Annotated in this window: 27 protein-coding genes; 2 read left to right on the forward strand and 25 right to left on the reverse strand. The window is 55.4% G+C overall.

Features of this window, described 5'->3' with window-relative positions; all coding sequences use genetic code 11:
• Nucleotides 1-29: 29 nt before the first annotated feature.
• The 15 genes from IQ22_RS12150 to ccmA all read right to left on the reverse strand — a co-directional run bounded on the left by IQ22_RS12150 (nucleotide 30) and on the right by ccmA (nucleotide 13,701).
• Nucleotides 30-1,700, reverse strand: coding sequence for a M48 family metallopeptidase (locus IQ22_RS12150; RefSeq protein WP_145142114.1), 1,671 nt, complete (start codon nucleotides 1,698-1,700; stop codon nucleotides 30-32).
• Nucleotides 1,701-1,726: 26 nt separating this feature from the next.
• The gene (locus IQ22_RS12155; RefSeq protein WP_145142116.1) at nucleotides 1,727-2,020 is read right to left on the reverse strand and encodes a hypothetical protein; all 294 of its coding nucleotides are present in this window, start codon (nucleotides 2,018-2,020) and stop codon (nucleotides 1,727-1,729) included.
• 10 nt (nucleotides 2,021-2,030) lie between these two features.
• On the reverse strand, nucleotides 2,031-2,618 hold the full coding sequence (locus IQ22_RS12160; RefSeq protein WP_145142118.1) for a LemA family protein: 588 nt from the start codon (nucleotides 2,616-2,618) through the stop codon (nucleotides 2,031-2,033).
• A 144-nt stretch (nucleotides 2,619-2,762) separates the two neighbouring features.
• Nucleotides 2,763-5,435: an aminopeptidase N gene (pepN, locus tag IQ22_RS12165; protein WP_145142120.1), complete on the reverse strand. Its 2,673-nt coding sequence runs from the start codon at nucleotides 5,433-5,435 to the stop codon at nucleotides 2,763-2,765.
• A 47-nt stretch (nucleotides 5,436-5,482) separates the two neighbouring features.
• Nucleotides 5,483-6,310: a DUF2797 domain-containing protein gene (locus tag IQ22_RS12170; RefSeq protein WP_208733636.1), complete on the reverse strand. Its 828-nt coding sequence runs from the start codon at nucleotides 6,308-6,310 to the stop codon at nucleotides 5,483-5,485.
• 93 nt (nucleotides 6,311-6,403) lie between these two features.
• The gene (locus IQ22_RS12175; protein WP_145142122.1) at nucleotides 6,404-6,667 is read right to left on the reverse strand and encodes a YeaC family protein; all 264 of its coding nucleotides are present in this window, start codon (nucleotides 6,665-6,667) and stop codon (nucleotides 6,404-6,406) included.
• A gap of 101 nt (nucleotides 6,668-6,768) precedes the next feature.
• Complete coding sequence (gene ccmI / locus IQ22_RS12180; protein WP_145142124.1) at nucleotides 6,769-7,968, reverse strand: c-type cytochrome biogenesis protein CcmI; 1,200 nt, start codon at nucleotides 7,966-7,968, stop codon at nucleotides 6,769-6,771.
• On the reverse strand, nucleotides 7,965-8,438 hold the full coding sequence (locus tag IQ22_RS12185; RefSeq protein ID WP_145142126.1) for a cytochrome c-type biogenesis protein: 474 nt from the start codon (nucleotides 8,436-8,438) through the stop codon (nucleotides 7,965-7,967). The genes ccmI and IQ22_RS12185 overlap by 4 nt, the downstream gene beginning before the upstream one ends.
• Entirely contained in the window at nucleotides 8,435-8,971 is a 537-nt protein-coding gene (locus tag IQ22_RS12190) for a DsbE family thiol:disulfide interchange protein (RefSeq protein ID WP_145142128.1), read from the reverse strand. The genes IQ22_RS12185 and IQ22_RS12190 overlap by 4 nt, the downstream gene beginning before the upstream one ends.
• Complete coding sequence (locus tag IQ22_RS12195; RefSeq protein ID WP_145142130.1) at nucleotides 8,968-10,947, reverse strand: heme lyase CcmF/NrfE family subunit; 1,980 nt, start codon at nucleotides 10,945-10,947, stop codon at nucleotides 8,968-8,970. Before IQ22_RS12195 ends, IQ22_RS12190 begins: the two co-directional genes overlap by 4 nt.
• 45 nt (nucleotides 10,948-10,992) lie before the next feature.
• Entirely contained in the window at nucleotides 10,993-11,451 is a 459-nt protein-coding gene (ccmE, locus tag IQ22_RS12200) for a cytochrome c maturation protein CcmE (protein WP_145142132.1), read from the reverse strand.
• A complete protein-coding gene (gene ccmD / locus IQ22_RS12205; RefSeq protein WP_145142134.1) occupies nucleotides 11,448-11,624 on the reverse strand; it encodes a heme exporter protein CcmD in 177 nt (58 codons plus the stop codon). Before ccmD ends, ccmE begins: the two co-directional genes overlap by 4 nt.
• Nucleotides 11,621-12,382, reverse strand: a complete 762-nt coding sequence (locus IQ22_RS12210) for a heme ABC transporter permease (RefSeq protein WP_145142137.1) — start codon at nucleotides 12,380-12,382, stop codon at nucleotides 11,621-11,623. The genes ccmD and IQ22_RS12210 overlap by 4 nt, the downstream gene beginning before the upstream one ends.
• Nucleotides 12,383-12,397: 15 nt before the next feature.
• Nucleotides 12,398-13,069, reverse strand: coding sequence for a heme exporter protein CcmB (ccmB, locus tag IQ22_RS12215; RefSeq protein WP_145142139.1), 672 nt, complete (start codon nucleotides 13,067-13,069; stop codon nucleotides 12,398-12,400).
• Nucleotides 13,066-13,701, reverse strand: a complete 636-nt coding sequence (gene ccmA / locus IQ22_RS12220) for a cytochrome c biogenesis heme-transporting ATPase CcmA (protein ID WP_208733637.1) — start codon at nucleotides 13,699-13,701, stop codon at nucleotides 13,066-13,068. The genes ccmB and ccmA overlap by 4 nt, the downstream gene beginning before the upstream one ends.
• Nucleotides 13,702-13,834: 133 nt before the next feature.
• Between ccmA and fliK the strand changes: the two genes are divergently transcribed.
• Together fliK and IQ22_RS12230 are read left to right on the forward strand one after the other, a co-directional pair.
• Nucleotides 13,835-15,358 carry a flagellar hook-length control protein FliK gene (gene fliK / locus IQ22_RS12225; protein WP_158635431.1) on the forward strand — a complete coding sequence of 508 codons (1,524 nt, stop codon included), beginning with the start codon at nucleotides 13,835-13,837 and terminating at the stop codon, nucleotides 15,356-15,358.
• A complete protein-coding gene (locus IQ22_RS12230) occupies nucleotides 15,355-15,612 on the forward strand; it encodes an EscU/YscU/HrcU family type III secretion system export apparatus switch protein (RefSeq protein WP_145142146.1) in 258 nt (85 codons plus the stop codon). The genes fliK and IQ22_RS12230 overlap by 4 nt, the downstream gene beginning before the upstream one ends.
• A 235-nt stretch (nucleotides 15,613-15,847) precedes the next feature.
• On the opposite strand, the gene IQ22_RS12235 is transcribed toward IQ22_RS12230, so the two are convergent.
• The 10 genes from IQ22_RS12235 to IQ22_RS12280 all read right to left on the reverse strand — a co-directional run bounded on the left by IQ22_RS12235 (nucleotide 15,848) and on the right by IQ22_RS12280 (nucleotide 24,771).
• Nucleotides 15,848-16,246: a DUF2802 domain-containing protein gene (locus IQ22_RS12235; protein WP_145142148.1), complete on the reverse strand. Its 399-nt coding sequence runs from the start codon at nucleotides 16,244-16,246 to the stop codon at nucleotides 15,848-15,850.
• Entirely contained in the window at nucleotides 16,246-16,725 is a 480-nt protein-coding gene (locus IQ22_RS12240; RefSeq protein ID WP_145142150.1) for a chemotaxis protein CheW, read from the reverse strand. Before IQ22_RS12240 ends, IQ22_RS12235 begins: the two co-directional genes overlap by 1 nt.
• 92 nt (nucleotides 16,726-16,817) lie before the next feature.
• On the reverse strand, nucleotides 16,818-17,687 hold the full coding sequence (locus tag IQ22_RS12245; protein WP_145142151.1) for a CheW domain-containing protein: 870 nt from the start codon (nucleotides 17,685-17,687) through the stop codon (nucleotides 16,818-16,820).
• A gap of 75 nt (nucleotides 17,688-17,762) precedes the next feature.
• On the reverse strand, nucleotides 17,763-18,551 hold the full coding sequence (locus IQ22_RS12250; RefSeq protein WP_145142152.1) for a ParA family protein: 789 nt from the start codon (nucleotides 18,549-18,551) through the stop codon (nucleotides 17,763-17,765).
• Nucleotides 18,552-18,621: 70 nt separating this feature from the next.
• Nucleotides 18,622-19,437, reverse strand: a complete 816-nt coding sequence (gene motD / locus IQ22_RS12255) for a flagellar motor protein MotD (RefSeq protein ID WP_145142154.1) — start codon at nucleotides 19,435-19,437, stop codon at nucleotides 18,622-18,624.
• A gap of 3 nt (nucleotides 19,438-19,440) precedes the next feature.
• A complete protein-coding gene (locus IQ22_RS12260; RefSeq protein ID WP_145142156.1) occupies nucleotides 19,441-20,181 on the reverse strand; it encodes a flagellar motor protein in 741 nt (246 codons plus the stop codon).
• A gap of 86 nt (nucleotides 20,182-20,267) precedes the next feature.
• Nucleotides 20,268-21,359 carry a protein-glutamate methylesterase/protein-glutamine glutaminase gene (locus IQ22_RS12265; protein ID WP_145142158.1) on the reverse strand — a complete coding sequence of 364 codons (1,092 nt, stop codon included), beginning with the start codon at nucleotides 21,357-21,359 and terminating at the stop codon, nucleotides 20,268-20,270.
• A gap of 31 nt (nucleotides 21,360-21,390) precedes the next feature.
• Nucleotides 21,391-23,565, reverse strand: a complete 2,175-nt coding sequence (locus IQ22_RS12270; RefSeq protein WP_145142160.1) for a chemotaxis protein CheA — start codon at nucleotides 23,563-23,565, stop codon at nucleotides 21,391-21,393.
• A gap of 26 nt (nucleotides 23,566-23,591) precedes the next feature.
• Complete coding sequence (locus IQ22_RS12275) at nucleotides 23,592-24,377, reverse strand: protein phosphatase CheZ (RefSeq protein ID WP_145142162.1); 786 nt, start codon at nucleotides 24,375-24,377, stop codon at nucleotides 23,592-23,594.
• 19 nt (nucleotides 24,378-24,396) lie between these two features.
• Nucleotides 24,397-24,771 carry a chemotaxis response regulator CheY gene (locus IQ22_RS12280; RefSeq protein WP_173869067.1) on the reverse strand — a complete coding sequence of 125 codons (375 nt, stop codon included), beginning with the start codon at nucleotides 24,769-24,771 and terminating at the stop codon, nucleotides 24,397-24,399.
• Between the last annotated feature and the right edge of the window lie 10 nt (nucleotides 24,772-24,781).

Here is a 24,781-nt window from a genome sequence, read left to right on the forward strand (position 1 = left end):
CGCCGCTGGACGTCTCCGTCCAGCGGCGTTCACAGGAGCTGAGCGCCATGCGCCAGCGCTTCAGTCTTTTCAAACGCCTGGTCACCCAAACGGGGCGCACCCGGAAACAAAGGCAGAGGGCAGCGTAGCGCGGCACAGATCACTATCAGAAGCTCGGATTCTTGTGCAGCCAAACGCCCATCCAGGGATATGGCAGCCACCACGCCGTCGATGATCACGCGCTTACCAGTAGGTATCAGCTGATTAAGCTGCAGCAAAGCCCTGTCTAGCACGGAGCGCCAGGATGGGCAGAACCGGTACTTGAGCGCATGTCCCGGCAAGACAATTGCAGTCGCTTCAAGAAAGGCCACCTTGGCCTCCTGCTCGTTTGAATGAATATGCTGAGCCAAAATGCTGAAGAGATCTGTAATGCTCTGCTCACACTGAAGCAGCTTCAGTCGCTGGTGAGCATAAGCGCGTGCCGGATCAAGCGCATCCACCACTTGCAATTGAAGCAGCCGCCCAAGGCAGTAGGCGTAGATAGAGGTCTCAGCCTCATCCTGCACGAGGCTGCGCAACAGGCTTAAAAACCTTTTCAGTTCTGGTTGAGGAAGACGACGCAACCAGGGAAAGGCCAACTGAGCCACTGGCAACCTATGCAGGGGATGCAGGCTTTGCAATAGAGGCTTGAATCGCTCCAGCAGAGCCTGCTCGTTCACACTGAGATGATCGTTTAGTTTTTGGGCATGCTTGAGCCTGAGCAAAGGGTCTTCACTGAGCGAAAGCCATAAAGCTATCGCTTTGGCAGCCTCAATTGAACAGATACCCTCACGCAGCGCCTCAGGCAGTGTGGCCAGCAATACCACCGCCTCATCGAGCGCCAGCTGATCAGCCGCACCTATGTATGAGATCACGTCCTTTGGCTCAAGCATCAAGGAAGACGCAGGGGCAGGCGGCTGAATCAGCTGATCGGCTGAAGGATAGGATGGCACGCCTGTTGTTCGAGCCATCATCGATACGACCCTACGCTTGGACAGGCTCTCTGCCAATGCTTCCAGCTCGGACTCCGAGAAATGCGGATCAAGCCTGCGTATTCGTTCGAGCAGGGGCGGATGAGTATCGAACCAGGAAGCGCCGCTGTCATTGAACGTCATATGGGTTATGGCGGTCCGGTTTGATGCATACAGTTGGCTGCCTACCGGGAGTGCGGCAATCTTCTTGAGTGCCCCGGCAATACCTTCGCTCTGCCGGGTGAATTGTACGGCCGATGCATCGGCCAGATATTCACGCGAGCGGGAAATAGCCGCCTGGATCAGAAGCGCAATGAACTGGCCAATAAAGCCCAGCACACAAAGAGCGAAACCAACCAGTGCCATCTTTGACGGTGGTCGACTCTCGCCCTTTCCACCGCTGACTCTCTCTGTCATTTTCAGGCCTAGCTGACCAACCATCAGCAACCCGTGCTGCCAGCCCAGGAGGCGGATGTTCAGCCGCATATCACCATTGAGCAGATGACTGAACTCATGGCCTATAACACCTTGCAGCTCATCTCGGCTTAGATGCTCCAGACAGCCACGCGTAACGGCCAGTACTGCATCCGAAGGGGAGTACCCTGCCACAAAGGCATTGATGCCCAGCTCTTCTTTCAACAGGTAGATTTCGGGTACGGGCACAGAGGAGGCAATCGCCATCTCCTCCACTAGATTACGCAGGCGTCTCACATCACCGTCTGGCGGCTCCTGATCGATCAGCGTTCCCCCATCATCAAGGCAACTGCCCTACCGCCCTGGCTGGATAGCTCCTGAATACGTAATACGGTGCCCAGAGTTCCGACCAGAAGTGTCGTTATGGTAATCCCGCCCAATACGACACGGACGTCCGGATCAGACAGCAGGCCATTAAAATGGCCTTGCTTGAATCCCATGATCACCACTGCGGCAGCATCTACAGCCAGGGTTAAAAGAACAAGCAATGCAACAAACAAGACGACCAGGCGTTGTCCGGTCCGCCTGGCTCTCTCCTGCTCCTCAAAAAACCGCATGGTTGTTGGCTCAGGTCAGGCTGACACGAGGCGCTGCACGCATTGAAATGTTTTCGATTTCCAAAGGATGAGCCGTGGTGAATCCATACCGGCGGGCAATCATGACACTTGGAAAGGTCTCGCAGCGATTGTTGTACATCATCACGGCATCGTTGTAGGCCTGACGAGCAAAAGCCACCCGGTTTTCCGTAGACGTCAGCTCCTCGGTCAGCTGAATCATATTCTCGTTGGCCTTGAGTTCCGGGTAAGCCTCGGAGACCACCATCAAACGACCTAGCGCCTGCGATAATTGATTCTCTGCACTCGCCAGCGTCTGCATCCCTGGCATATCACCCGGTTCGCGCTTGGCATGGGTCAAGCCCGTAACCGCCTGGCTGCGGGCCTGGACAACAGCCTCAAGTGTTTCCCGCTCGTGCTTCATGTAGCCTTTTACGGTTTCGACCAGGTTGGGGATCAGATCGTGTCGACGGGTCAGCTGTACATCGATTTGTGCAAAGGCATTCCTGTAGGCATTTCGTGCCGACACCAGTGCGTTGTAGAGCGATACCAGGAAAAACCCGAGCGCGGCCAGAACGGCCAGGAAAAGCATAAGCTTCATGCACTATCATCCATGACAGAAAGATGCAAAGTGTAGCGGGTTCACCCGAACCGTTACAGCAAACGCCCGCCCACTCATCAACCTGAAAATACCAGCGGGAAGTGGCAGGCCTGTTCCTTCAAGCCTGCCATCCAAGTCTTTGATTTAAGCCAGACTCTTGCTCACCACTTCGTACACATCACTGGACAATTCACCGCTTGCCATAATGCGTTCAAGTTCACCGCGCATAAGCTGCTGACGTGCTTCGTCATACTTGCGCCAGCGGGTCAGCGGCGTCAGCAGACGTGACGCAATCTGCGGGTTTAGTGCATTGAGCGTGATGATTTGATCAGCCAGGAAGCGATAACCGCTGCCGTCTTTCTGATGGAAGTTGATCAGGTTCTGGTTGGCGAACGCACCGATCAGCGCCCGAACCTTATTGGGGTTTTTCAAGGTGAACGCCGGATGCCCCATCAGCGCCTTGACTCGTTCCAAGCCACCTGGACGAGCGCTGGCTGCCTGTACGCTAAACCAGGAATCCATAACCAAAGGATCATTCTTGTACCGCTCGGCAAAGCGCCCTAATATCTCGATTTTTTCCGCCTCGAAGTCGGAATTCACCAGTGCCGACAGCGCCGCCAAACGCTCCGTCATGTTATCGCAGTTATCGAATTGCTCCTGCGCAGCGGCCAATACCTCAGGTTTGCCGCTGAGCATAAGATAACTCAGTGCAATATTCTGCAAGCTACGACGAGCAATGTGATCCGCCTGGGGCACGTACGGCGTAGTACGAGACGTTTCGCGGTTTGCCTGATAACGCTTCCAGAGTGGCTCATACAGAGCTTTGCTCAGCGCTTCGCGGGCGAAATTCCGGGCAGCGTGGATAGCATCGATATCAGCGACTTCAGACAACTCGATCAGATAGGCCTCGGTGGGAAGCGCTAACATTTCGGCCACCATGGCCTGATCCAAGCTTTCGTCTTCCAATACTGTACGCAGCGCTGTTACGAGGCGCTGGTCCAGCACCAGCGCTTCACCCTTCTGCTGCTGGGTGATCAACTCCTGCAACACTTGTACGGACAGCTGCTGACCAGCGTCCCAACGGTTGAACCCGTCGGTGTCGTGCTGCATGAGGAACATCAGCTGTTCACGGGTATAGGGAAAACTCAACTTGACCGGTGCGGAGAAACCACGAAGCAATGAAGGCAGCGGCTTTTCTACAATCCCTTCAAAAGTAAAGGATTGTTCGGCTTCGGTCACAGCGATAACACGGTCGGTTACAGCATCGCCCGTCTCGCCCGTCAGACGCAACGGCAGCTCCTGCCCCCGAGCATCCAGCAGCCCCAGCTTGACCGGAATCACGAAGGGCTCCTTAGTGGGCTGGCCTGGCGTGGGCGGACAACTCTGGCGGAAAATCAGTGTATAGGTCTTGGCCTGGGCATCGAATGCTTCAGATACTGCCAAACGGGGAGTGCCGGACTGGCTGTACCAGCGCTTGAACTGAGTAAAGTCGGCACCGTTGGCATCTTCCAACGCTTTGACGAAGTCTTCAACAGTCACGGCCTGCCCGTCGTGACGCTCGAAGTACAGATCGGTCCCCTTGCGAAAGCCTTCGGCGCCCAGCAAGGTATGTAGCATACGTACCACTTCGGCACCCTTTTCATACACTGTCAGGGTATAGAAATTGGAAATCTCGATAAAGGAATCTGGACGGACCGGATGCGCCATCGGGCCGGCATCTTCTGCGAACTGATTGGTCCGCAGGAAGGCCACGTCCTCGATACGCTTGACTGTTTCCGAGTTCATGTCGGAGGAGAATCCGGCATCACGGAATACGGTGAAGCCTTCCTTCAGGGATAGCTGGAACCAGTCACGGCAGGTGACACGGTTACCCGACCAGTTATGGAAATATTCATGGGCAACGATAGCCTCGACCCGCTGATGCGCGGCGTCTGTGGCAGTGTCCGGGCTCGCCAGTACAGCACTGGAATTGAAAATATTCAGGCCCTTGTTTTCCATAGCGCCCATGTTGAAGTCATTTACGGCCACGATCATGAAAATATCCAGATCGTATTCGCGGCCATAAACCTCTTCATCCCAGCGCATGGAGCACTTGAGGCTGTCCATGGCATGCTGCAGCTTGCCGATATTTTCCGGCTCTACATAAATACGCAATGCCACATCACGGCCGCTGCCGGTGGTGTAGGTATCTTCGATACACCACAGATCGCCAGCCACCAGCGCGAACAGATATGAGGGTTTTTTAAAGGGGTCTTCCCAGGTTGCCCAGTGACGCCCGCCCTCTTCCTCGCCATTGGCGATTGGATTGCCGTTGGATAGCAGAATCGGGTACTTGGTCTTGTCCGCCTTGATGGTCGTGGTAAAGATGCTCATCACGTCCGGGCGGTCAAGGTAATAGGTGATCTTACGAAAGCCCTCGGCCTCACACTGAGTACAGAACATTTTGCCCGAGGTATACAGGCCCTCCAGCGCGGTATTGGTTTCCGGATGGATACGCACGGTAGTGCTTAATGTGAAATTATTGCCGCACGGCTGGATCGTTAAATGATCCGTCCCTACCTGGTACTCATTAGGCGCCTGTGGCTCGGCGTTGACGGCCAGGCTCAGAAGCTCAAGGTCTTCGCCATGCAGCACAAGAGGTGGAAGGCCCACGCCCGCCACCCCAGCGTCCCGCTCGGGGTTACGCCGCATATGCAGCTCAGAGTGGACGAGCGTATGGTCATCGAACAGCTCGAACGTGAGATGCGTCTCGTCAATGAGGTACTCAGGAGCTTGGTAATCCTTGAGATGTATCGTCTTCGGTTGTTCGGTGCGCATGACGTAACCCTTATGCTGATTCACGACGGCGGTTGTACCGCGGCGGCTTAATGATGCACGGCCAGTTGGTAAGCTGTGTATTTGCGAATGTTGATGACCCCGGTATCGAACATCAGGTATTGACCCTTGATACCAAGCAGTGTGCCTTCCACTACAGGCGTTTTTTCCAGGTCATGACTGACGATCTTGGTGGGATACACCGTAACCGGATAATGAATCTCAAGCGGCGCCATGTCGACTATCGGCTGAATAGCCTGAAGCCCAAAACGCGCCTGTAACGCTTGCATCCCCTCGGCGCAAGCAGACAGGATCCGATCGCGAAGTGCGACAAGATCAGCCGGCTCGGCCACACCTTTCAGCATAGCCCGCCAGTTGGTACGGTCACCCACCTGGCTGCGCATGAGATCCTCAACAAGCCCGGACTGCTGCCGCGTGGCCACGCGCAGGATAGCCAATGCCTGGTGAGCACCTTGATCGATCCAGCGGGTAGGCAACTGGTTAGCGCGGGTAATACCGACCTTAAGACCTGATGAGTTGGCAAGGTAGACAATATGGGGCGTCATGCAGAACGATTCCCCCCACTCCGGCTCACGACAGGTGCCATGCTCGAAATGGCATTTTTCAGGGCTGACCATGCAGCTATCGCATTGCGCCAGCGACGTAAAGCAAGGATAGCAGTACCCCTGGCTAAAACTCTTTTTGGTCTTGCGGCCACAATGGGTACAGTGGATTGCTCCTAAATATTCCAGACGAATCTTTTGACCGATCAAGGGATTAACGGGAATTTCCGTCTCGCCTAGCCGGAAGGCGTACTGCACGGGCTCGTCGAGGCGCACTTTCATCTTGCTCAGCGCGCCGCGCCCTAACTCGTTCATATCGTGTATCTACCTCAAAAATGAAAGCGCCACGGCTCTCTGAGCCGCGGCGCCTGAAAACAGCCGATCATTCGTAATTTAATAAGCGAATGCTTAATGAATAGCGTCGGACTTGAACAGGAGGTTGGGAATCGGTTCGGATTTCGAACTGCATTGTTGCGGGCCCATATAACCGACTCGCTGGTCCTCCGGCACGTGCTTGATCTCATAGGCAATAACAGCCTGAAGACTGAGTTCAACCTGCTCCCGGGTCAGCTTACGGCCATCCGGCCATTTGCCGATTTCTACGGCCCGCTTGAGGTTCTCATAAATTTCCGGCGTGATGTTTTCAAGCATTTGGGCGAAGGATGTAGACATGATCCCGCTCCTGCAAAATAGAGGTGTAAGTGTAGCGGGCTGCCGGCCGGAGCGCACGGTTTCCCAAACGAGACGCTTCGATAGAGAAGCCGTCTATAGCTTTATTTGGTGTCGGGTCGATCGATTTTCAACTGCTGCGCTGGCGCATCATGCACGGTGAGAACCGTGCCTTGTGTTCTCCATTCGCCCCTGGTGGGATCGCCCGCACGCGATACCCGTGCGATTAGCTCCACCCGTGTAAAGCTGGATAATTTAAGCTCAGGCAACATGGCATCCGCATCGCTTAGGCTGATCGTGGCTGGCAGATCCGCCACGGTCAGGCGCTTGACGGCAAGCGGCATGGGGGGCCCAGCATCAGCGCGAGCAAAGACGAATACCGTATCCCCTGGGCTTACCCGGTTTTTCAAGGCTGGATCAAGAGTGACCGTTACTTCGATTTTGGCCGCATCGGCCAAAGGGGCCGCCTGTCCTTTTACGGCCAAGGCTTGGCGCGCCCGCTCGATACCACCTTCGATTGCCGGACGTGATGGATCATTGACGGGAAGCTGATCGACCAGGGTCTGCCAGTGACTGATCGCCCCGGCATAATTCTGCTGTTCAAAATCTGCAATGCCTAACAGCCCCAAGGTCGTTATTTCACGTGGGTTGGCCTTGAGCGCCTCTTCCGCTATTTGCCGGATCTTTGGCGTAAGTGTTTTACCGGCAGCAAAATACTGCGCCTGGGCCCACTGGCCAAGCAGCTCGGGGGCCCGCCCGGCATACCGGACCGCCTCCCCAAATGCTTTCGACGCCTCAGAGAAGCGCTCCTGACTCATGTATGCACGACCGAGCAGGTACCACGCTTGTGACGACTCGGGCTGAAGCTGCACGGTCCGTTCGAGCCTGGCAAGCATATCCTCCATCGAACGGGGTGGCTGGGCCAGCTCCCGGGTAAGTTCAACCTTGTCACTACTACCCCAATGCAGATAGCCCCCCAAGCCAGCCAACGGCACCAGCAGTGCGATTACTATAGGAATCGCCCGGTGACCCCGCGAACGGGCAGCGGCCGAGTCGCCTGACCACTCCGTATCGGATAACAGTTCGCGCGCCGCCTCGGCCCGGCCTGCCTCTAACTGCTCAAGCGTCAGACTGCCAGTAGCCTGCTGTTGGCCAAGTTCTTCAAGCCGCTCTTGATAAAGGGCAACGTTCAACACCTCGCGATCGGCTTCGGGATTTGAACTGCGCTTACGCAGCACCGGAAGCAAGAGGAAACCCAATGCCGCTAACAGCAGCAACCCCATAGCCAGCCAGAAATCGATCATGAACGGTCTTTTTTATCCAAAAGATGAGCGAGGCGCGCACGCTCCTCGGCTGAAAGCGGTGTGTTATCTGTGAGGGAAACCTGACGTCGACGACGTACCATGAACAAGACGGTTATAGCTCCCGCCAGTAAAAGACCTGCCGGGCCATACCAGAGTATGAACGTGCGGCCTTCAACGGCAGGCCTGTAACGTACGAACTCACCATAGCGCGCCACTAGATACTCGATGATCTGCTCATCACTCTGACCGGCCGCCATCAATCGATGGATTTCCCGGCGCAAATCTGCGGCAATGGGAGCGTTCGAGTCGGCCAGATCCTGGTTTTGACACTTGGGACAGCGCAGTTCACGGGTCAGGTTTTTAAAACGCTCACGCTCGGCATCGTCTTGATAAGAAAATGTCTCTATAGCCGCCCAGACGTTGCCCATCAGAGCCCACAGTATCAGCAGCATACCTATCCGGCGGCTCATGGTGCCTCCAGCAACTGCTGATAGCGGGGCGCCAACTGCTCACGCCAGACGCGCTCATCCACGATCCCGACATGCTTGTAACGAATCACACCATTCTTATCAATCAAGAATGTTTCCGGCGCACCGTACACACCAAGATCCAACCCCAGGCTTCCCTGGTCGTCACGCACGTCAAGCTGATAAGGATTGTGGAATTCCTTCAGCCATTTCAAGGCGCTGGCCTGATCATCCTTGTAATTGATGCCATGAATCGTGACACCCTGCTCTTTCAAAGCATTAAGTACAGCGTGCTCCTCCCGGCAGGCTACACACCAGGTTCCCCAGACATTAACCAAGGCCGGTTTACCCTGCAGGTCGACCTCGGTCAACAAACGTGAAGGCTCCCCAACGGCAGGCAATGAAAAAGCTGGAAACGGCTTGTCGATCAAGGCTGAGGGCAGCTCGGACGGATTAAGAAACAGCCCTCTAAAGAGAAAGCCGGCCATGATCAGGAAAATGATCAGCGGAATCAGTAGAACCAGACGACGGCTCATGCCTGCACTTCCTCCGTTAAAACACCCATTGTGCGGCCGACACGCTGCTTGACCTTAAGGCGGTAACGCCGGTCGGTAAATGCCAGCATGCCGCCCCAGGCCATCAACAAACCACCAAACCAGATCCAGCGAACAAACGGTTTAACGTGAATACGCACGGCCCAGGCACCGTCTTCGAGCGGCTCGCCTAGGGCTATATAAAGGTCACGCGTGAAGCCGGCATCAATACCTGCCTCGGTCATGACCGAGCGCTGTACTTCATACAAACGTTTTTCAGGATGCAGCAACGCGACTGTCTTCTCTCCCTCAAGAACCCGCACGGTGCCGTAATCGGATTTGAAATTGGCCCCCTCATAGTGTTGAGAGCCCTCGAATACGAAGCGGTAACCGCCTAGTTCGATAGACTCGCCTGGCGCCATGCGCAGGTCACGCTCAACGGTGTATTGCGTCGAGAGCACAACACCTAATGCGGCCATGGCCAGTCCAAAATGAGCGAACTGCATACCCCAGTAGCTGCGCGGCAGCGTTTTTAGACCAAGCCAAAAGCCTTTGTGACGTGTCTTCTCCCGTAAATCACGCAGGCCGGCCAGCACGACCCAGGCAGCCAATAGCCAAACAGCCAAAACAGCCCAATGGAAGTCACCCAGCGTTATGGCAGCCCCAACACCAAGAACCACACTGCCTAGCAGGACCGGCATCAACATGCCCTTGAGCCAACGTCCGGGCGTGTCCTTCCAGCGTACCAACACTCCGACAGCCAAGGCCAACATGAGCGCGCCCATCAGCGGCATGAATAGCATATTGAAATACGGAGGCCCCACTGACAGTTTGGCTCCAGTCAACGCATCGAGCGCTAGTGGATACAACGTACCCAGCAGGATCATCGCGGCGGCCACGACCAGGATAACGTTATTGACCAGAAGTAATGTTTCCCGCGACCACATGCCAAAGCCAATCTGGCTTTTGACTACCGGCGCGCGCAATGCGAACAGCGTTAGCGAACTGCCTATTACGATCAGCAGAAAAGCGAGGATGAATACCCCGCGGGTTGGATCGGAGGCAAAGGCATGTACCGATGTCAGCACACCGGAGCGGACCAGAAATGTTCCAAGCAGGCTCAGCGAGAAAGCCGCGATAGCCAACAGCACCGTCCAACTCTTGAACACGCCCCGCTTTTCCGTAACCGAAAGCGAGTGGATCAATGCCGTGCCTACCAGCCAGGGCATGAAGGACGCATTCTCCACAGGATCCCAGAACCACCAGCCGCCCCAACCTAACTCGTAATAGGCCCACCACGAGCCCAGCACGATGCCAATAGTTAGAAATGTCCAGGCTACCAGGGTCCATGGCCGCGACCAGCGTGCCCAGGCGGCATCCAGGCGTCCACCCAATAACGCTGCGATGGCAAAAGAAAAAGCCACGGCAAACCCGACATAACCCATATAAAGCATGGGCGGATGGACAATCAGGCCGATATCCTGCAGCAGCGGATTAAGATCGTTGCCATCAGAAGGCGATTGCGGAAGCAGCCGACTGAAAGGATTGGACGTCACCACGAGGAACAGTAGAAAACCTACACTGATAAGCCCCATGACTGCCAGGACACGGGCCAGCATTTCCTCAGGCAACTGCCGGGAAAAGATAGAAACAGCAAAGGTCCAGCCACCCAGGATCAAGGCCCAGAGCAGCAAAGAGCCCTCATGAGCGCCCCAGACAGCACTGATCTTGTAGTACCACGGCAGCAAACTGTTCGAGTTTTCGGCTACGTAAGTGACGGAAAAGTCATCAGTCAAAAATGACCAGGCCAGGCATCCAAAGGCAAACAGCAGGAAAGCAAATTGTCCCCAGGCGGCGGGTTGGGCAAAACTCATCCACTGCTGGTCTCGCCGCCAGGCTCCTAACAGCGGAAGGGTTGACTGAACCAAGGCCATACAGAGGGCGAGAATAAGAGCCAACTGGCCTAACTCAGGAATCATGGACGTCTCGGCTCATGGATATAAGTCCTCTCAGACAAGGTCATTTCAGCGTTCTTTCTGATCTTCGAACTGCTTGTACATGCCGCTATCCTGCATGGCCTTAGTGACCTCAGGCGGCATGTAGTTTTCGTCATGCTTGGCCAGTACCTGATCGGCAACCAGTACTCCCGCCGGATTTAGTTTACCGAGGGCCACGATGCCCTGCCCCTCACGAAAGAGATCGGGAAGGATACCGTGGTAGCTGATCGTGACATGCTGCACGCCATCGCTCACGACAAAGCTGACTTGCAAGGAATCCTGGGAGCGTTTGAGCGAGCCCCGTTCCACCATGCCGCCCGCCCGGATACGGGTGTCGATAGGCGCCTCGCCTGCTACGATCTGGCTGGGTGTATAGAACAAGTTGATATTCTGCCGCAGCGCCGACAAGGCCAACGCTACAGCGATAGCGACGCCCACCACGATGAGCAGTACGACGATAAGACGTCGCTTGCGCGCCGGATTCATGCTCGCTCCTCACGACGCAAACGGCGCGCTTCAACCTGCAGGTAATGCTTTCGGGCCATGATTGGCCATACGATGTTGCCTGTCAGAACAAGCAAGGTAAGACCATAGGCAGACCAGACATAAGCGCCATGATGCCCCATGGCCAGAAAATCGCCGATACTCTCGAAACTCATCGCAATGTTCTCTTAGGCATGGTTCGTTCGATTTCTGCCTTGACCCAGGCTGTGCGCGACTCACGCTGTAGTACAGCCAAGCGCATCCGCATCAGTACCACCACGGCGAAGAAACAATAGAACCCGACGACCATGATCAACAGCGGTAGCCACATTTCGGCAGGCATAGCTGGCTTCCGGGTCAACGTGAAGGTAGCCGGCTGATGCAAGGTGTTCCACCATTCGACGCTGTATTTAATGATTGGAATGTTTACGACACCGACCAAAGCCAATACAGAGCAAGCCTTGGCTGCACTGTCACGGTTAGTGATGGCCTGACCCAAGGCAATGACACCAAAATACAGGAAGAGCAAGATCAGCATGGACGTCAGCCGTGCGTCCCATACCCACCAGGTGCCCCACGTAGGCTTGCCCCAGATTGATCCTGTAACTAATGCTAGGACAGTCATCCAGGCACCGACCGGCGCAGCAGCCTGCAAGGCTACATCGGCCAGTTTCATTTTCCAGACCAGACTGATCAAGCCGGCGACAGCCAGGAAAATATACCCCGATTGCGCCAGAAACGCGGCGGGCACATGGATATAGATAATGCGAAAACTATTACCCTGCTGATAATCCTCTGGTGCAAAGACCAGTCCCCATACGGTGCCGGTTACAAGAAGAAGCACAGCGGCACAGGCCAAGCCCGGAAGCCATCGACTACTGATCTCATAAAACCATTTTGGCGAGCCCAGCTTATGGAAAAGCGTCCACGTCATACCTTATCCATTTATTCATTCACCTACACTGATGCGGAGCCCAGCACTAATTGCAAAGGGCGAAAGGGTCAGCGTCAAGACAGCCAAGCTACCTAGCCAGAGTAATTGCCCTGAGGAAGACATGCCTTGGAGCGAAGCCTGAAGTGCACCGCTCCCTAAAATAAGCACCGGGATATACAAAGGCAGGATCAACAAAGCCAGGAGTAACCCTCCACGCCTCAACCCAACCGTCAAGGCTGCTCCGATAGCGCCGAGCAGGCTAAGTGTTGGGGTTCCTAGTAAAAGCGAAAGTATAAGAGTTCCAAGACACTGGCTAGGCAACCCCAGCATAAGTGCCAACACAGGGGACAGCAATACGAGGGCAAGCCCGGAAATCACCCAGTGCGTCAGCACCTTGGCCAGCACTAATACCGCCAGCGGACGTGGCGATAACATCCACTGTTCTAGTGAACCGTCCTCATAATCGCTACGAAACAGCCCGTCCAGTGAAAGCAAGACGGCCAATAACGCAGCTACCCAGATCAGCCCCGGAGACAGCTCGCGGAGCAACTCTGCTTGTGGTCCAACGGCCAGAGGAAACAGAGCGACTACGAGCGCGAAAAAAATTAATGGATTGACCAGCTCGGCTGGCCGACGAAACAGTAGGCGAGCCTCGCGTAGAACCAGAGAGCGAACGAACCCAGTCATGCAGCCCACGCCGCCAGATCCAGTTGGCGATAACGGGATGGTTGCTTTTCCAAACGGTGATGTGTCGTGAACACCACCAGCCCTCCCCGCTCACAATGTATGGCCAGATGCGCTTCCAGCTGCTCAACCGCGTCCCGGTCCAGGGCAGTAAAGGGCTCGTCCAACAGCCAGAGCGATGAGGGAGCCAGATAGAGACGAGCCAGCGCTACTCGGCGCTGCTGTCCTGCAGACAGCATGTAACAAGGCACGTCTTCAAAGCCGCGAAGGCCAACGGCGTCTAACGCCTCCCCTATGGAGCGACGCGCAGCCGGGTGATGCAGGGCACTCCACCAAGCCAGGTTCTCTTCCGGACTCAATAGCTCTTTGAGGCCGGCCCGATGGCCTATCCAGACCAGTTCACGCGCCATGGAATGCCGCTGCGCAGTTACAGCGCGGCCTCGCCACTGAACCTCTCCAGCAGTCGGACTCATGAGCCCAGCCAGCAAGCGCAACAAGCTGGTCTTGCCGCTGCCGTTGGGGCCTGCGACCTGTACCATTTCCCCCGCCTCGACGCGCAGATCCAAATGCTCGAACAGCACCCGTTGATCTCGCTCACAGGTTAGTGCTCTGGCTTCAAGAAGGGGAAAAGTCACCGCACGGCCACCATTGCATAAAGTCGAAGAGGAAACGGCCGTTATAAGAAAGACAGTAAACGGCCGCTTACCCGCGGCATTATACACATCGTCCTGATTCAGGATGCCCGGCAGCAAAACGATCGAGCACCCCATGACTGATATAGGTGGCGTCCGCCTCACCGCCTCTCTTCCTACCAGCACGTCCCGCACAGGAGTTCTGCTCGAACAGACTGTCCGCCTCGCCGCAGGCCAGAACAGCCCTCTAGCCGCAGGCGAAACAGCCAAAGCCGAAGTACTGGCTATCAAGCAGGCGCTGCAAAACTTTCAGGTCATCTTTCAGCTCACCCTGAACAATGGACAGCAGGTCCGGTTGTCGGCAGAAAGTCCAGTAGCTTTACCGTTGGGAGCCCTGTTCGGTGTTAGCGCCCTGTCGCCCTCTCGTCTCGCTATACGGCCAGACCTCGCGGCCGAGCCCCCACTGGACACCCTGGATACCGATCAATTACCTGTCGGCACGTTACTGCAGGGCCGGGTAGTAAGCAACCTGCCCTCCCAGGAGGGCGGCCCAACAACATTTAAAACTGTCATCAACTTGCTGAACACTACACTCAGCGGCAAGCAACTCCTGATCGAGTCTCCTCACCTACTCAAGCCTGGAAGCCTATTGACGGCTGAGGTGCGCGGCGCCCAGCAACTGGCCATTGTCTCATCTCCCGGTCGACTCGACCAGCTTGAGCTGGGTCAGCAACTTGCAAGCCAATACCAACGCCAGGGGTCATTGACCGGCTTACTCCAAGCCTTGAATACCCTGCCTGGTCCATCGCAGCATACGAATGGACTTCAAAACCTGGCAACTCAACTGCTAGCTACATTGCCGGACATTGAAAGCCTGAGCGATGCCGAGACATTGAAAACTGCTCTTGCTCACAGTGGGCTATGGCTAGAACGCCATCTCATCGCCGGGCATCCTTCAACAGCGAATCAGGATCAAAAAGCATTGTTGCTGCGCCTGATAGGCCAATTAACGACCGCACTGTCCTTATCCCCCGCCGGAAGCGCGTCCGTTTTAACACCTATAATGCCAGCTGCTTTGCGTAACGCTCTTTCAGCCTTTGGCCAAACGAGTCCGCGTCAGGCTGCGCTCAGCTTTCCATTACCGCCCCGCATCATGAATGCGCTGGCCGAGGAAGGGGTCGATCTTAAGGAGCTGCTAAAACTGGCCAGCGCGGCTCTGGCCCGCCTGCAAACTCATCAGCTGTCCAGCCTGGAGCAGACCCGCCTGATGCCTGACGGCTCCGTTGTGCTGACGTGGCAGGGAGAACTTCCCATGCGTAATGGTGAACACATCATCGCGTTACAGTACAAGCTTCAGGAAGAGCGCAAGTCGGCGGTACGGGAATCTGGACAAAGCCTGTGGCGTCTGGAGTTGGCCTTCGACTTGGCGCCACTCGGCCAAATGCAGGTCCAGGCCCAACTTAGTCAGGGCAGCGTGTCGAGTCGCCTCTGGGCCGAGCGCCCAGAAACCGTACGGCTAATCACGCATGAGCTGGATCATTTGCGCGAGCGCCTAGATAAGCTTGGCCTGATTGTGGGCGAGTTGAATTGCCAGCAAGGTCGCCCTCCAAGCGGTCCTCGCACCCACCTTGAAGAACAATGGATCGATGAAAGCGCATGAACTCGACTAAAAGCGCGATAGCCCTGGTTTACGATGGGAAAAACACACCTACCCTTACAGCCAAGGGTGAGGACGACCTGGCTGAAGCCATTCTTGCTCTGGCACGCGAGCACGACGTACCGATTTATGAGAACCCGGATTTGGTACGCCTGCTGGCACGGCTGGAGCTAGGCGATGCCATCCCGGAGGTCCTGTATCGAACAATGGCCGAAATCATTGCCTTTGCTTGGTATTTAAAAGGCAAACATCTTTAACCCTTAGTCCGTCAAGCCAGGAAGAGTCGGCGCAGGTAATTGCTCTCCGGATTTTCAGAGGTGTTGATAGGTAGCTCTGAGCTCTGCTTCCTGCCTATAGCTCCTTTGAGACGCAGACATTAAAAAAAGATTGCTTTCTGTAAATGCCTTGTGGAGCCCAAAATCGTCCCGAAAACAAAATGGGCACGGTTTCGAGAGAAAACCGTGCCCATTGGTAAAACAGGAAAGATAGGCGTCAGGATTGCTGCCGCGCCTTATGCATTTTGCTGATCAGTTCGGCCTCGGCGCGTGAAACGCCACAGGACTGGGTCAGATCATCAATGCTGGCCCCCATCCCCGCCAAGCGCGCGGCCTGACTGAGTGACAGATTGGCCGGATCGCTCTGCTCGATACGGGTAAGCCGGTCAGGCAAGGGGGCGATAACCTCGCTAAGCTCGCCCAACTGCTCACCCATACGGACCGTGCCCGCTTGATAGGTTTCCAGCCGCTTGGCCAAAGCCTTCAAACGCTTTTCTGTTAACTCTTCATGCTGAACAAGCTTGGCAGCCTGCTGCTTGAGCGCCTGCCACAACATAAAGCAGGCGCCTGCCAGACCGAGGCACATGAATACCAGCACGATCAACGCAGCCAACATTAGATGCTTTCCAGTTCAGACCATTCTTCTTCGGTCATCATCTTATCCAGCTCTACAAGAATGAGCAGCTCCCCATTCTTGTTGCATACACCCTGGATGAATTTGGCCGACTCGTCATTACCGACATTAGGTGCCGTCTCGATCTCAGACTGACGCAAGTACACTACTTCCGCCACGCTGTCGACCAGAATGCCCACTACCTGCTTGTCCGCTTCAATGATTACGATTCGTGTATTGTCCGTGATATCGGTCGAGTCCAGGCCGAAGCGCTGACGCGTATCGATAACCGTCACAACATTGCCGCGCAGGTTGATAATACCTAGCACATAGCTCGGTGCACCGGGAACCGGTGCGATCTCGGAGTAACGCAGCACTTCCTGGACCTGCATCACGTTGATGCCGTAGGTTTCGTTATCCAGACGGAAGGTTACCCACTGCAGAATTGGATCCTCGGAACCCTGTGCAGACGACTTTTTCATTTTCCCAGCCTCGTTGATACCGCTAGAGCGGTCTTAGCGGTCATCCCGCCTTGGTTGATCCAAGCCAGCCTCTTGAGCGTAGGCCAACTTTTCTACTGTTTCACTTTCCTTGCGGCTCCGCTTTCGATCAAAGCCGCCAATGCCGAAACATCCAGCAAGGCGCACATGTGATCGATGACCGTTCCCGCAAGCCATGGACGTTGAGTTCGCTGAGTACGCCATTTCACTTCAGCCGGGTCGAGTCGGATGGAACGGCTAACCTGATGGACAGCAATTCCCCAATCGAACCCTTCTACCGAGATAACAAATCTCAGTCCGTCCTTGAAATCTTCGCGGTAACGCTCGGGCATAACCCAGCGCGCCGCATCCAATACTTTCAAATTGCCAGTCTGAGCCGGCAAAATGCCTAGAAACCAGTCTGGCTGACCAAATAACGGAGTAAGCTCGCGCCCTTCCAGGGAATAGATTGAGCCTAGGCAAATCAAGGGTACTGCCAGCGTCAGACCTGCCACATCAAATAACAAACATTCGAAAGGCTTTTCAGCCCAGTCAGGGCGCCCGTCTACAGCAGATATCGCCGGAACGGCTTTCGCCTCAGTTGCCACTAGCCCCACCGGAATAGCCGGAGCCACCATCGCACTTGTAGGTAACTGCGTTACCTCTTTTAAAACCGGTACGGCCTCCGGCACTACCACTGCCTGTAACAAGGCATCCCGGGCCATTTCCTCTTGAACCGCCGCGGCAAATTCATCCTGCGTAATGCTTTCGACTACAGTCGTCGCCAAGAACTCCGCCGGTGCCTCAACCACGGCTGGAGCCACCGACACGACGTCGGCCACCGGCACTGAAACAGGCGCAGAGGCCTCGACCGGCAATTCGAGTGTCGCCTCCATTAGCAGGGCGTCCAGGTAAGACTGCAGGGCCTGCTGAGAGCGAGTTTCAGTGTGAGTAGAAAACGTCATATCACAGTTCACTGCTATGGTTGATCAAACTATCGGCTGGTTGACATCAAAACTTGAGTTTCGCGTTTCAGAACATCAAGCCACATGACTGGCAGGCTGATTCGACAAAAGATGTTTGAGCAGGGCCCTGTACGCAATGACGCCGCGACTGCCCGGATCGTTCTGCGATGGCGTTACCCCCACCCGGCTGGCGTCTCGCAGGCGCGTGTCTATAGGAATAAATGCCTGCCACAACGCGGCAGAGTAATGCTCACGCAGATACTTGAGCGTGCTCAGCGAAGCCTGGGTACGCCGGTCGAACAACGTTGGAACAATCGTGTAAGGCAAGGCCTGCTTGCGGGAGCGGTTGATCATGGTCAGGGTATTCACCATGCGCTCAAGCCCCTTTACCGCCAGGAACTCGGTTTGTACCGGAATCACTAATTGCTGGCTTGCAGCAAGAGCATTGACCATCAGAATGCCTAACAAGGGCGGACTGTCGATCAAGGCATAATCGAACTCGTTCCACAGCTGCGCCAGGCTTTTGGCAATCACCAACCCCATACCATTCTGGCCAGGCGACTGACGCTCCAACGTAGCCAGTGCGGTACTGGCTGGCAACAAGGCGATCCGCTCGTGACTCGTAGGCAACAGCAACTGCCGGGGCAAGCCTTCAGGTACGATCCCCTGATGCAGGAACAACTCGTAGGCACTATGCTCCAGCGTGTCAGGATCCTGCCCGAAATAGCTCGTCAACGAGCCATGGGGATCAAGATCCACCATCAGCACGCGCTTGCCCGCATCAGCCAGAAGACCTGCCAGCGAAACGGATGTAGTGGTCTTGCCGACCCCGCCCTTCTGATTGGCTATCGCCCAAACTCTCACGCTTCCCCTCCAGGCTTCCGGCACTTACCACGCATCGATGGCGAAGATTTGACGGCTACCGCTAAAGACGTTATTTGACGGAAGCCGGTGCACGTTGCGTGCCACTTTCAACGGAGGAGGTATTCTGGAAGCCGCTACTACCACGCCGGATATCGACATGACGAGAAATCAACAGGACGACACGACGATTACGCGCCCGGCCCTCAGGTGTCGCATTGCTGGCAACAGGTTGGTAGCTCCCATAGCCCACAACGGCCAGACGCTCTGGCGCCACGCCATCGCCAATCAGTAAACGTACAATGCTCGCTGATCGTGCAGCTGATAGCTCCCAGTTGGTTGGATACTGAGCCGTATGGATTGGAAGATTGTCCGTAAAGCCCTCGACCTGTACAGGATTCCGGTAAGGCGCCAGAATTTTGGCAACCTTGGCAATGAGGTTGAAGGCCGAGTCACTGGGAATAGCATCGCCACTTGGAAACAACAGATTGGAGTTTAATTCGACTTCCAGCCAAGTTTCCGTACCGCGAATTGTCATTTGATCCGAACCGATCAGATCACCAAAGGCGGCCTGCATACTATCGGCAATTTGCTCAAGTGCATTCTCACCACTCGGATCTGAAGAAGTGCCTGTGGCCGGGTTGTTCTGCTCAATGGCCGGCGTCGCGCTGCGCGGCACTTGATCGCCGACGGGTATCGGCTTTGTCGAGCGTGACGGCTCATTGAAGATACCGGTCAGAGTTTCCGAAAGAATCTTGTACTTACCTTCATTGAGTGAAGAGATGGAATACATCACAACAAAAAAGGCAAATAGCAAGGTGATAAAATCGGCATAGGATACGAGCCAGCGTTCGTGATTCTCGTGCTCTTCCTGACGACGGCGGCGCATCGCTTACTCCACGAAGCCTTGCAGCTTCAATTCGATGGACCGGGGATTTTCGCCTTCACCAATAGAAAGCAGCCCTTCAAGCAGCATCTCTCGGTAACGCGTTTGACGGATCACTATGCTTTTTAACTTGCTGGCCATTGGCAAGAGCAGCAAGTTGGCAAAGGAAACACCATAAATAGTGGCCACGAACGCCACGGCGATTCCGTTACCCAGTTGCGACGGATCAGCCAAATTCTGCATCACATGGATCAAGCCCATCACCGCGCCAATGATGCCAATCGTAGGCGCATAACCGCCCATCGCTTCGAACACTTTGGCAGCCTGCAGATCGCGCTCTTCCTGACCATACATATCTACTTCAAGAATGCTGCGAATAGCTTCAGGTTCGGCTCCATCTACCAGTAATTGAAGGCCTTTACGCGCAAAAGGGTCCCGTTCGGTGTCTACCAGCGGCTCCAGTCCCAGTAGACCTTCTTTGCGCGCAGAAAGACTCCAGCCAATGATGCGGTTGATGCCTGCGGGCATATCGATCTTGGGTGAAATGAATACCCAACTCAGCAGGCTCATAGAACGCTTTAGCACACGCATAGGCGTTTGCAGCATGGCAGCGCCGCATGTCCCGCCCAGTACGATCAGGGCAGCCGGGCCATTGAGCAAGGCTCCCACGGTCCCGCCTTCGAGGAAGTTACCTCCAATGATGGCAGTAAAGGCCAGCAGGATGCCGATTAGGCTGAGGACATCCACACATCATCTCCATGAGGCAGGCGATACCGCTACTGCCTATTTGATTCGCTCGATACGTACATCTGCTCTGCGCAGGTGACGCGCCATTACATGCACGCTTCGGTGATATGTCGGCCCATGTCATCCAAACTGTAGACGGCATCTGCCAGATTGGCCTTAACCACCGCCATGGGCATTCCATAAATCACGCAGCTGGCTTCGTCCTGAGCCCATACCTGACTTCCGCCTTGCTTTAGCAGACGAGCCCCTTCACGACCATCGGCCCCCATTCCGGTCAACACGACAGCTAGAACCCTGTCGGCATAAACCTTGGCAGCCGAACCAAATGTGATATCCACACACGGCTTGTAGTTCAAGCGCTCGTCACCGGGCAGGATTTTCACAGTACCCCGCGCGTCAATCATCATCTGTTTGCCGCCAGGCGCTAGCAGAGCCAGACCAGGCCGCAGCTGGTCACCATCTTCGGCCTCCTTGACACTTATCTTGCAAAGCTTGTCGAGGCGCTCGGCAAACGCTTTGGTAAACGCCGCCGGCATATGCTGGACAAGAACAATAGGCGTCGGAAAATTAGCCGAGAGCTGGGTCAGGACACGCTGTAATGCAACGGGCCCCCCAGTCGACGTCCCGATTGCCAGAAGCTTGTAAGCCTTACGGCGTGGCGGGGCACTGGATGCAACCGGTGCCACTGGCGCTGCAGCCGACGGACTGCGCGTAGCCGGACGCTGTACTGGAGCCGCCGGCGTCGGCATAGGTATTGTATTGGGCGACGAGAGCCGTCGATTGCTACGGGCAATCGTATGGATTTTCTCGCATAGCAGTCGTTTGACACTTTCCGGATGACGGGAAATGTCTTCGAAATTCTTTGGAAGATAGTCTACCGCACCGGCATCCAGCGCATCGAGGGTCACTCGTGCGCCTTCGTGCGTCAGTGAAGAGAACATCAGGACGGGTGTAGGGCACTTCTGCATGATATGCCTTACAGCCGTAATGCCGTCCATAAACGGCATTTCATAGTCCATGGTAACGACGTCGGGCTTCAACGCCATTACCTGATCTACACCCTCTCGCCCGTTGGTCGCCGTACCGACGACCATGATATTGGGGTCCCCCGCCAGGATCTCACTCAAACGGCGGCGGAAAAACCCTGAGTCATCCACCACCAGCACTCTTACAGCCATGTAAACACTCCTAACGGCGGGTTTTGCCCACTTACAAACCGCGACGGGCGTAACGCTTGAGCATGCTCGGCACATCCAGGATCAGCGCAATTCGGCCATCCCCTGTAATTGTTGCGCCCGACATGCCCGGGGTACCCTGCAGCATCTTGCCCAACGGCTTAATGACTACTTCTTCCTGCCCGACCAGTTGATCCACCACGAAACCGATTCGCTGGTTACCTACAGACAGGATGACTACATGACCCTCGCGCTGTTCCTCATGCACCGCATTCTTTACCAGCCAGCGCTTGAGGTAGAACAACGGCAGTGCCTTATCACGCACGACCACTACTTCCTGCCCGTCCACTACGTTGGTACGTGACAGATCCAGGTGGAAGATTTCGTTAACGTTGACCAACGGGAAGGCAAAAGCCTGATCACCCAGCATCACCATCAACGTTGGCATAATCGCCAAGGTTAGCGGAACCTTGATGACTATCTTCGAGCCCTGCCCTTTGGTGGAGAATACATTCACCGTGCCGTTGAGCTGAGTGATCTTGGTCTTCACCACGTCCATGCCTACACCGCGACCAGACACGTCGGAAATCTCGGTCTTTGTCGAGAAACCCGGCGCAAAGATCAGGTTGTAGCATTCAAGATCCGTCAGCCGATCGGCAGCGTCCTTATCCAAGAGACCTTTTTCAACAGCCTTGGCACGCAGCACGCTGGGATCCATGCCCTTGCCGTCATCAGAGATCGCCAGCAGGATATGGTCGCCCTCCTGCTCCGCCGAGAGGATGACGCGGCCCGCACGGGGCTTGCCATTTCGCTCACGCTCGTCAGGCTCTTCCACTCCATGGTCCACCGCATTGCGCACCAAGTGCACGAGCGGATCAGCCAGCGCCTCCACCAGGTTCTTGTCGAGGTCGGTTTCTTCCCCTACGAGCTCCAAGTTAATCTCTTTCTTGAGGTTACGAGCCAGATCACGTACGAGCCGTGGGAAACGGCCAAATACTTTCTTGATCGGCTGCATCCGCGTCTTCATAACTGACGTTTGCAGATCGGCCGTTACTACATCCAGATTGGATACAGCTTTCGCCATGGCTTCGTCGCCGCTGTTCAGCCCCAGGCGTACCAGACGGTTACGCACCAGCACCAACTCGCCGACCATGTTCATGATCTCGTCGAGACGGGCCGTATCAACCCGTACGGTAGTTTCCGCCTCGCTGGCCGGTTTTTCGGCAGCAGGCGTTGCTACTGCCTTGGCAGGCTGAGCAGCAGGCATTGGTGCCGGTTTGGCAACAGGAACCGGCTTTGACACAGGTGCAGGCACTACAGCAGGTGCCGCCAGTGTTACCGCCTCTGACTTAAACTGGCCCTTACCATGCAAATCGTCTAGCAGCGCTTCGAACTCATCGTCGGTAATGTCGTCACCGCCTGCGGCCGGTTTTACCGCAGCAACTGGCTTGGCCGGTTCGACAACAGCTGCATCTGCATCGAACTTGCCCTTACCATGCAACTGGTCAAGCAATGCCTCAAACTCGTCGTCAGTAATTTCATCACCCGCAGCGGCAGGTTTAACTGCTGCTGCGACAGGCTTGCTTTCGGCAGTATCGTTATCGAACTTGCCTTTACCGTGTAACTGATCGAGCAGCGCCTCGAATTCATCGTCGGTAATTTCATCCGATGCCGGTACAGCCACTGACGCTGCCGCCGACGGCTCATCAATCGCATTGAGCAACTGATGAAACTCTTCGTCCGTCAAGTCATTTGCGGGGGGCGGCTCGCTGGCAACCGCAGCAGGTTCGCTGGTATTAGCTACTACCGGCTCAGCACCCGCTGGCTCAGCCAGCCGTGCCAAAGCCGCCAATAATTCAGGCGTAGCCGGTGTCGGCTCAGTACTTTCACGTACCTGGCCAAACATTTCGTTTACCGAGTCCAGAGCCTGAAGGACGACGTCCATCAGCTCGGCATCCACGCGACGTTCACCCTTACGCAGGATGTCGAACACGTTTTCGGCAATATGGCAGCACTCGACCAAAGCATGCAGCTGCAGGAAACCTGCGCCACCCTTGACGGTGTGGAAACCACGGAAGATAGCGTTGAGAAGATCCATGTCATCCGGGCGGCTTTCGAGCTCCACCAATTGTTCGGATAACAATTCGAGAATCTCGCCGGCCTCTACCAGGAAATCCTGGAGGATTTCTTCATCGGCGTCGAAGCTCATTCATGCGCTCTCCAAAAAGGCCTGGCTTAGAAGCCGAGGCTGGACAGAAGGTCATCTACATCGTCCTGGTTGGAAACGACGTCTTCTCTTTTATCGGCATGAATCTGCGGACCTTCACCCTTAGAAGACTTTTCTTTTTGAATTTCTTCAATAAGCTTCTCGTGGTCATGGCTGATTCCGGCATAACGGTCTACTTGGCTAGCCATACGGACCAGCTTCACTAGATCGCCTTCTACCTGAGTCACCAGATTCGTGACGCGTTTGATGACCTGACCGGTCAAATCCTGATAGTCCTGCGCTAACAGGATGTCATTGAGAAGCGCAGACAGCTTGTGGGCGTCCTCATCGCTGCGTCCTAGAAATGCCTCGACCCGCTTAGCCAAATCACGAAACTCTTCCGCACTGAGTTCGCGCCGCATGAATCGGCCCCATTCGGCATGCAGTTCGTGAGCACTTTGACCAAACGTCTCGATAAGCGGCGCACTGGCTTCTACCAGGTCCATGGTACGGTTGGCAGCACGTTCCGTCATTTGCACAACATAGCCGAGGCGATCGGTCGCGTCTGCGATTTCCGATACCTCGTTGGCGTAGGACGCCTGCGGATCAATCTGAAAGTTGACGATCGCGTTGTGCAACTCGCGGGTCAGCTTGCCAATTTCCTGATACAAACCGCGATCGCGAACCTGATTGAGATCATTGATGAGCTGCACAGCCTTGCTGAAATTGCCAGCTTCTAGACTAGCCACCAGCTCTTGGGCGTGCTGTTTCAGGGTCGACTCGAAGTCGCCGAACGATTTACTGCCAAGATCCATAACATCCTCGAGATGGTAATCAGCCGTTAACCCGCTCAAAGATCTTGTCAATCTTCTCTTTGAGCACCTGGGCTGTAAAAGGCTTCACTACATAGCCGTTTACACCCGCTTGAGCCGCCTCGACGATCTGTTCCCGCTTGGCCTCGGCCGTCACCATCAGAACCGGCAGGTTCTTCAGACGCGCATCGGCACGGACTTCACGAAGTAGGTCGATACCGGTCATGCCCGGCATATTCCAGTCGGTCACCAGAAAGTCGAAGTTGCCGCTTTGCAACATTGGCAACGCCGTCAAGCCATCATCCGCTTCCGTGGTATTGGTAAACCCCAGGTCCCGTAGCAAGTTTTTGATGATGCGTCTCATGGTGGAGAAATCATCCACGATGAGGATTTTCATATCTTTGTCC

The organism is Pseudomonas duriflava, from assembly GCF_007830155.1.
Classification (GTDB): domain Bacteria; phylum Pseudomonadota; class Gammaproteobacteria; order Pseudomonadales; family Pseudomonadaceae; genus Chryseomonas; species Chryseomonas duriflava.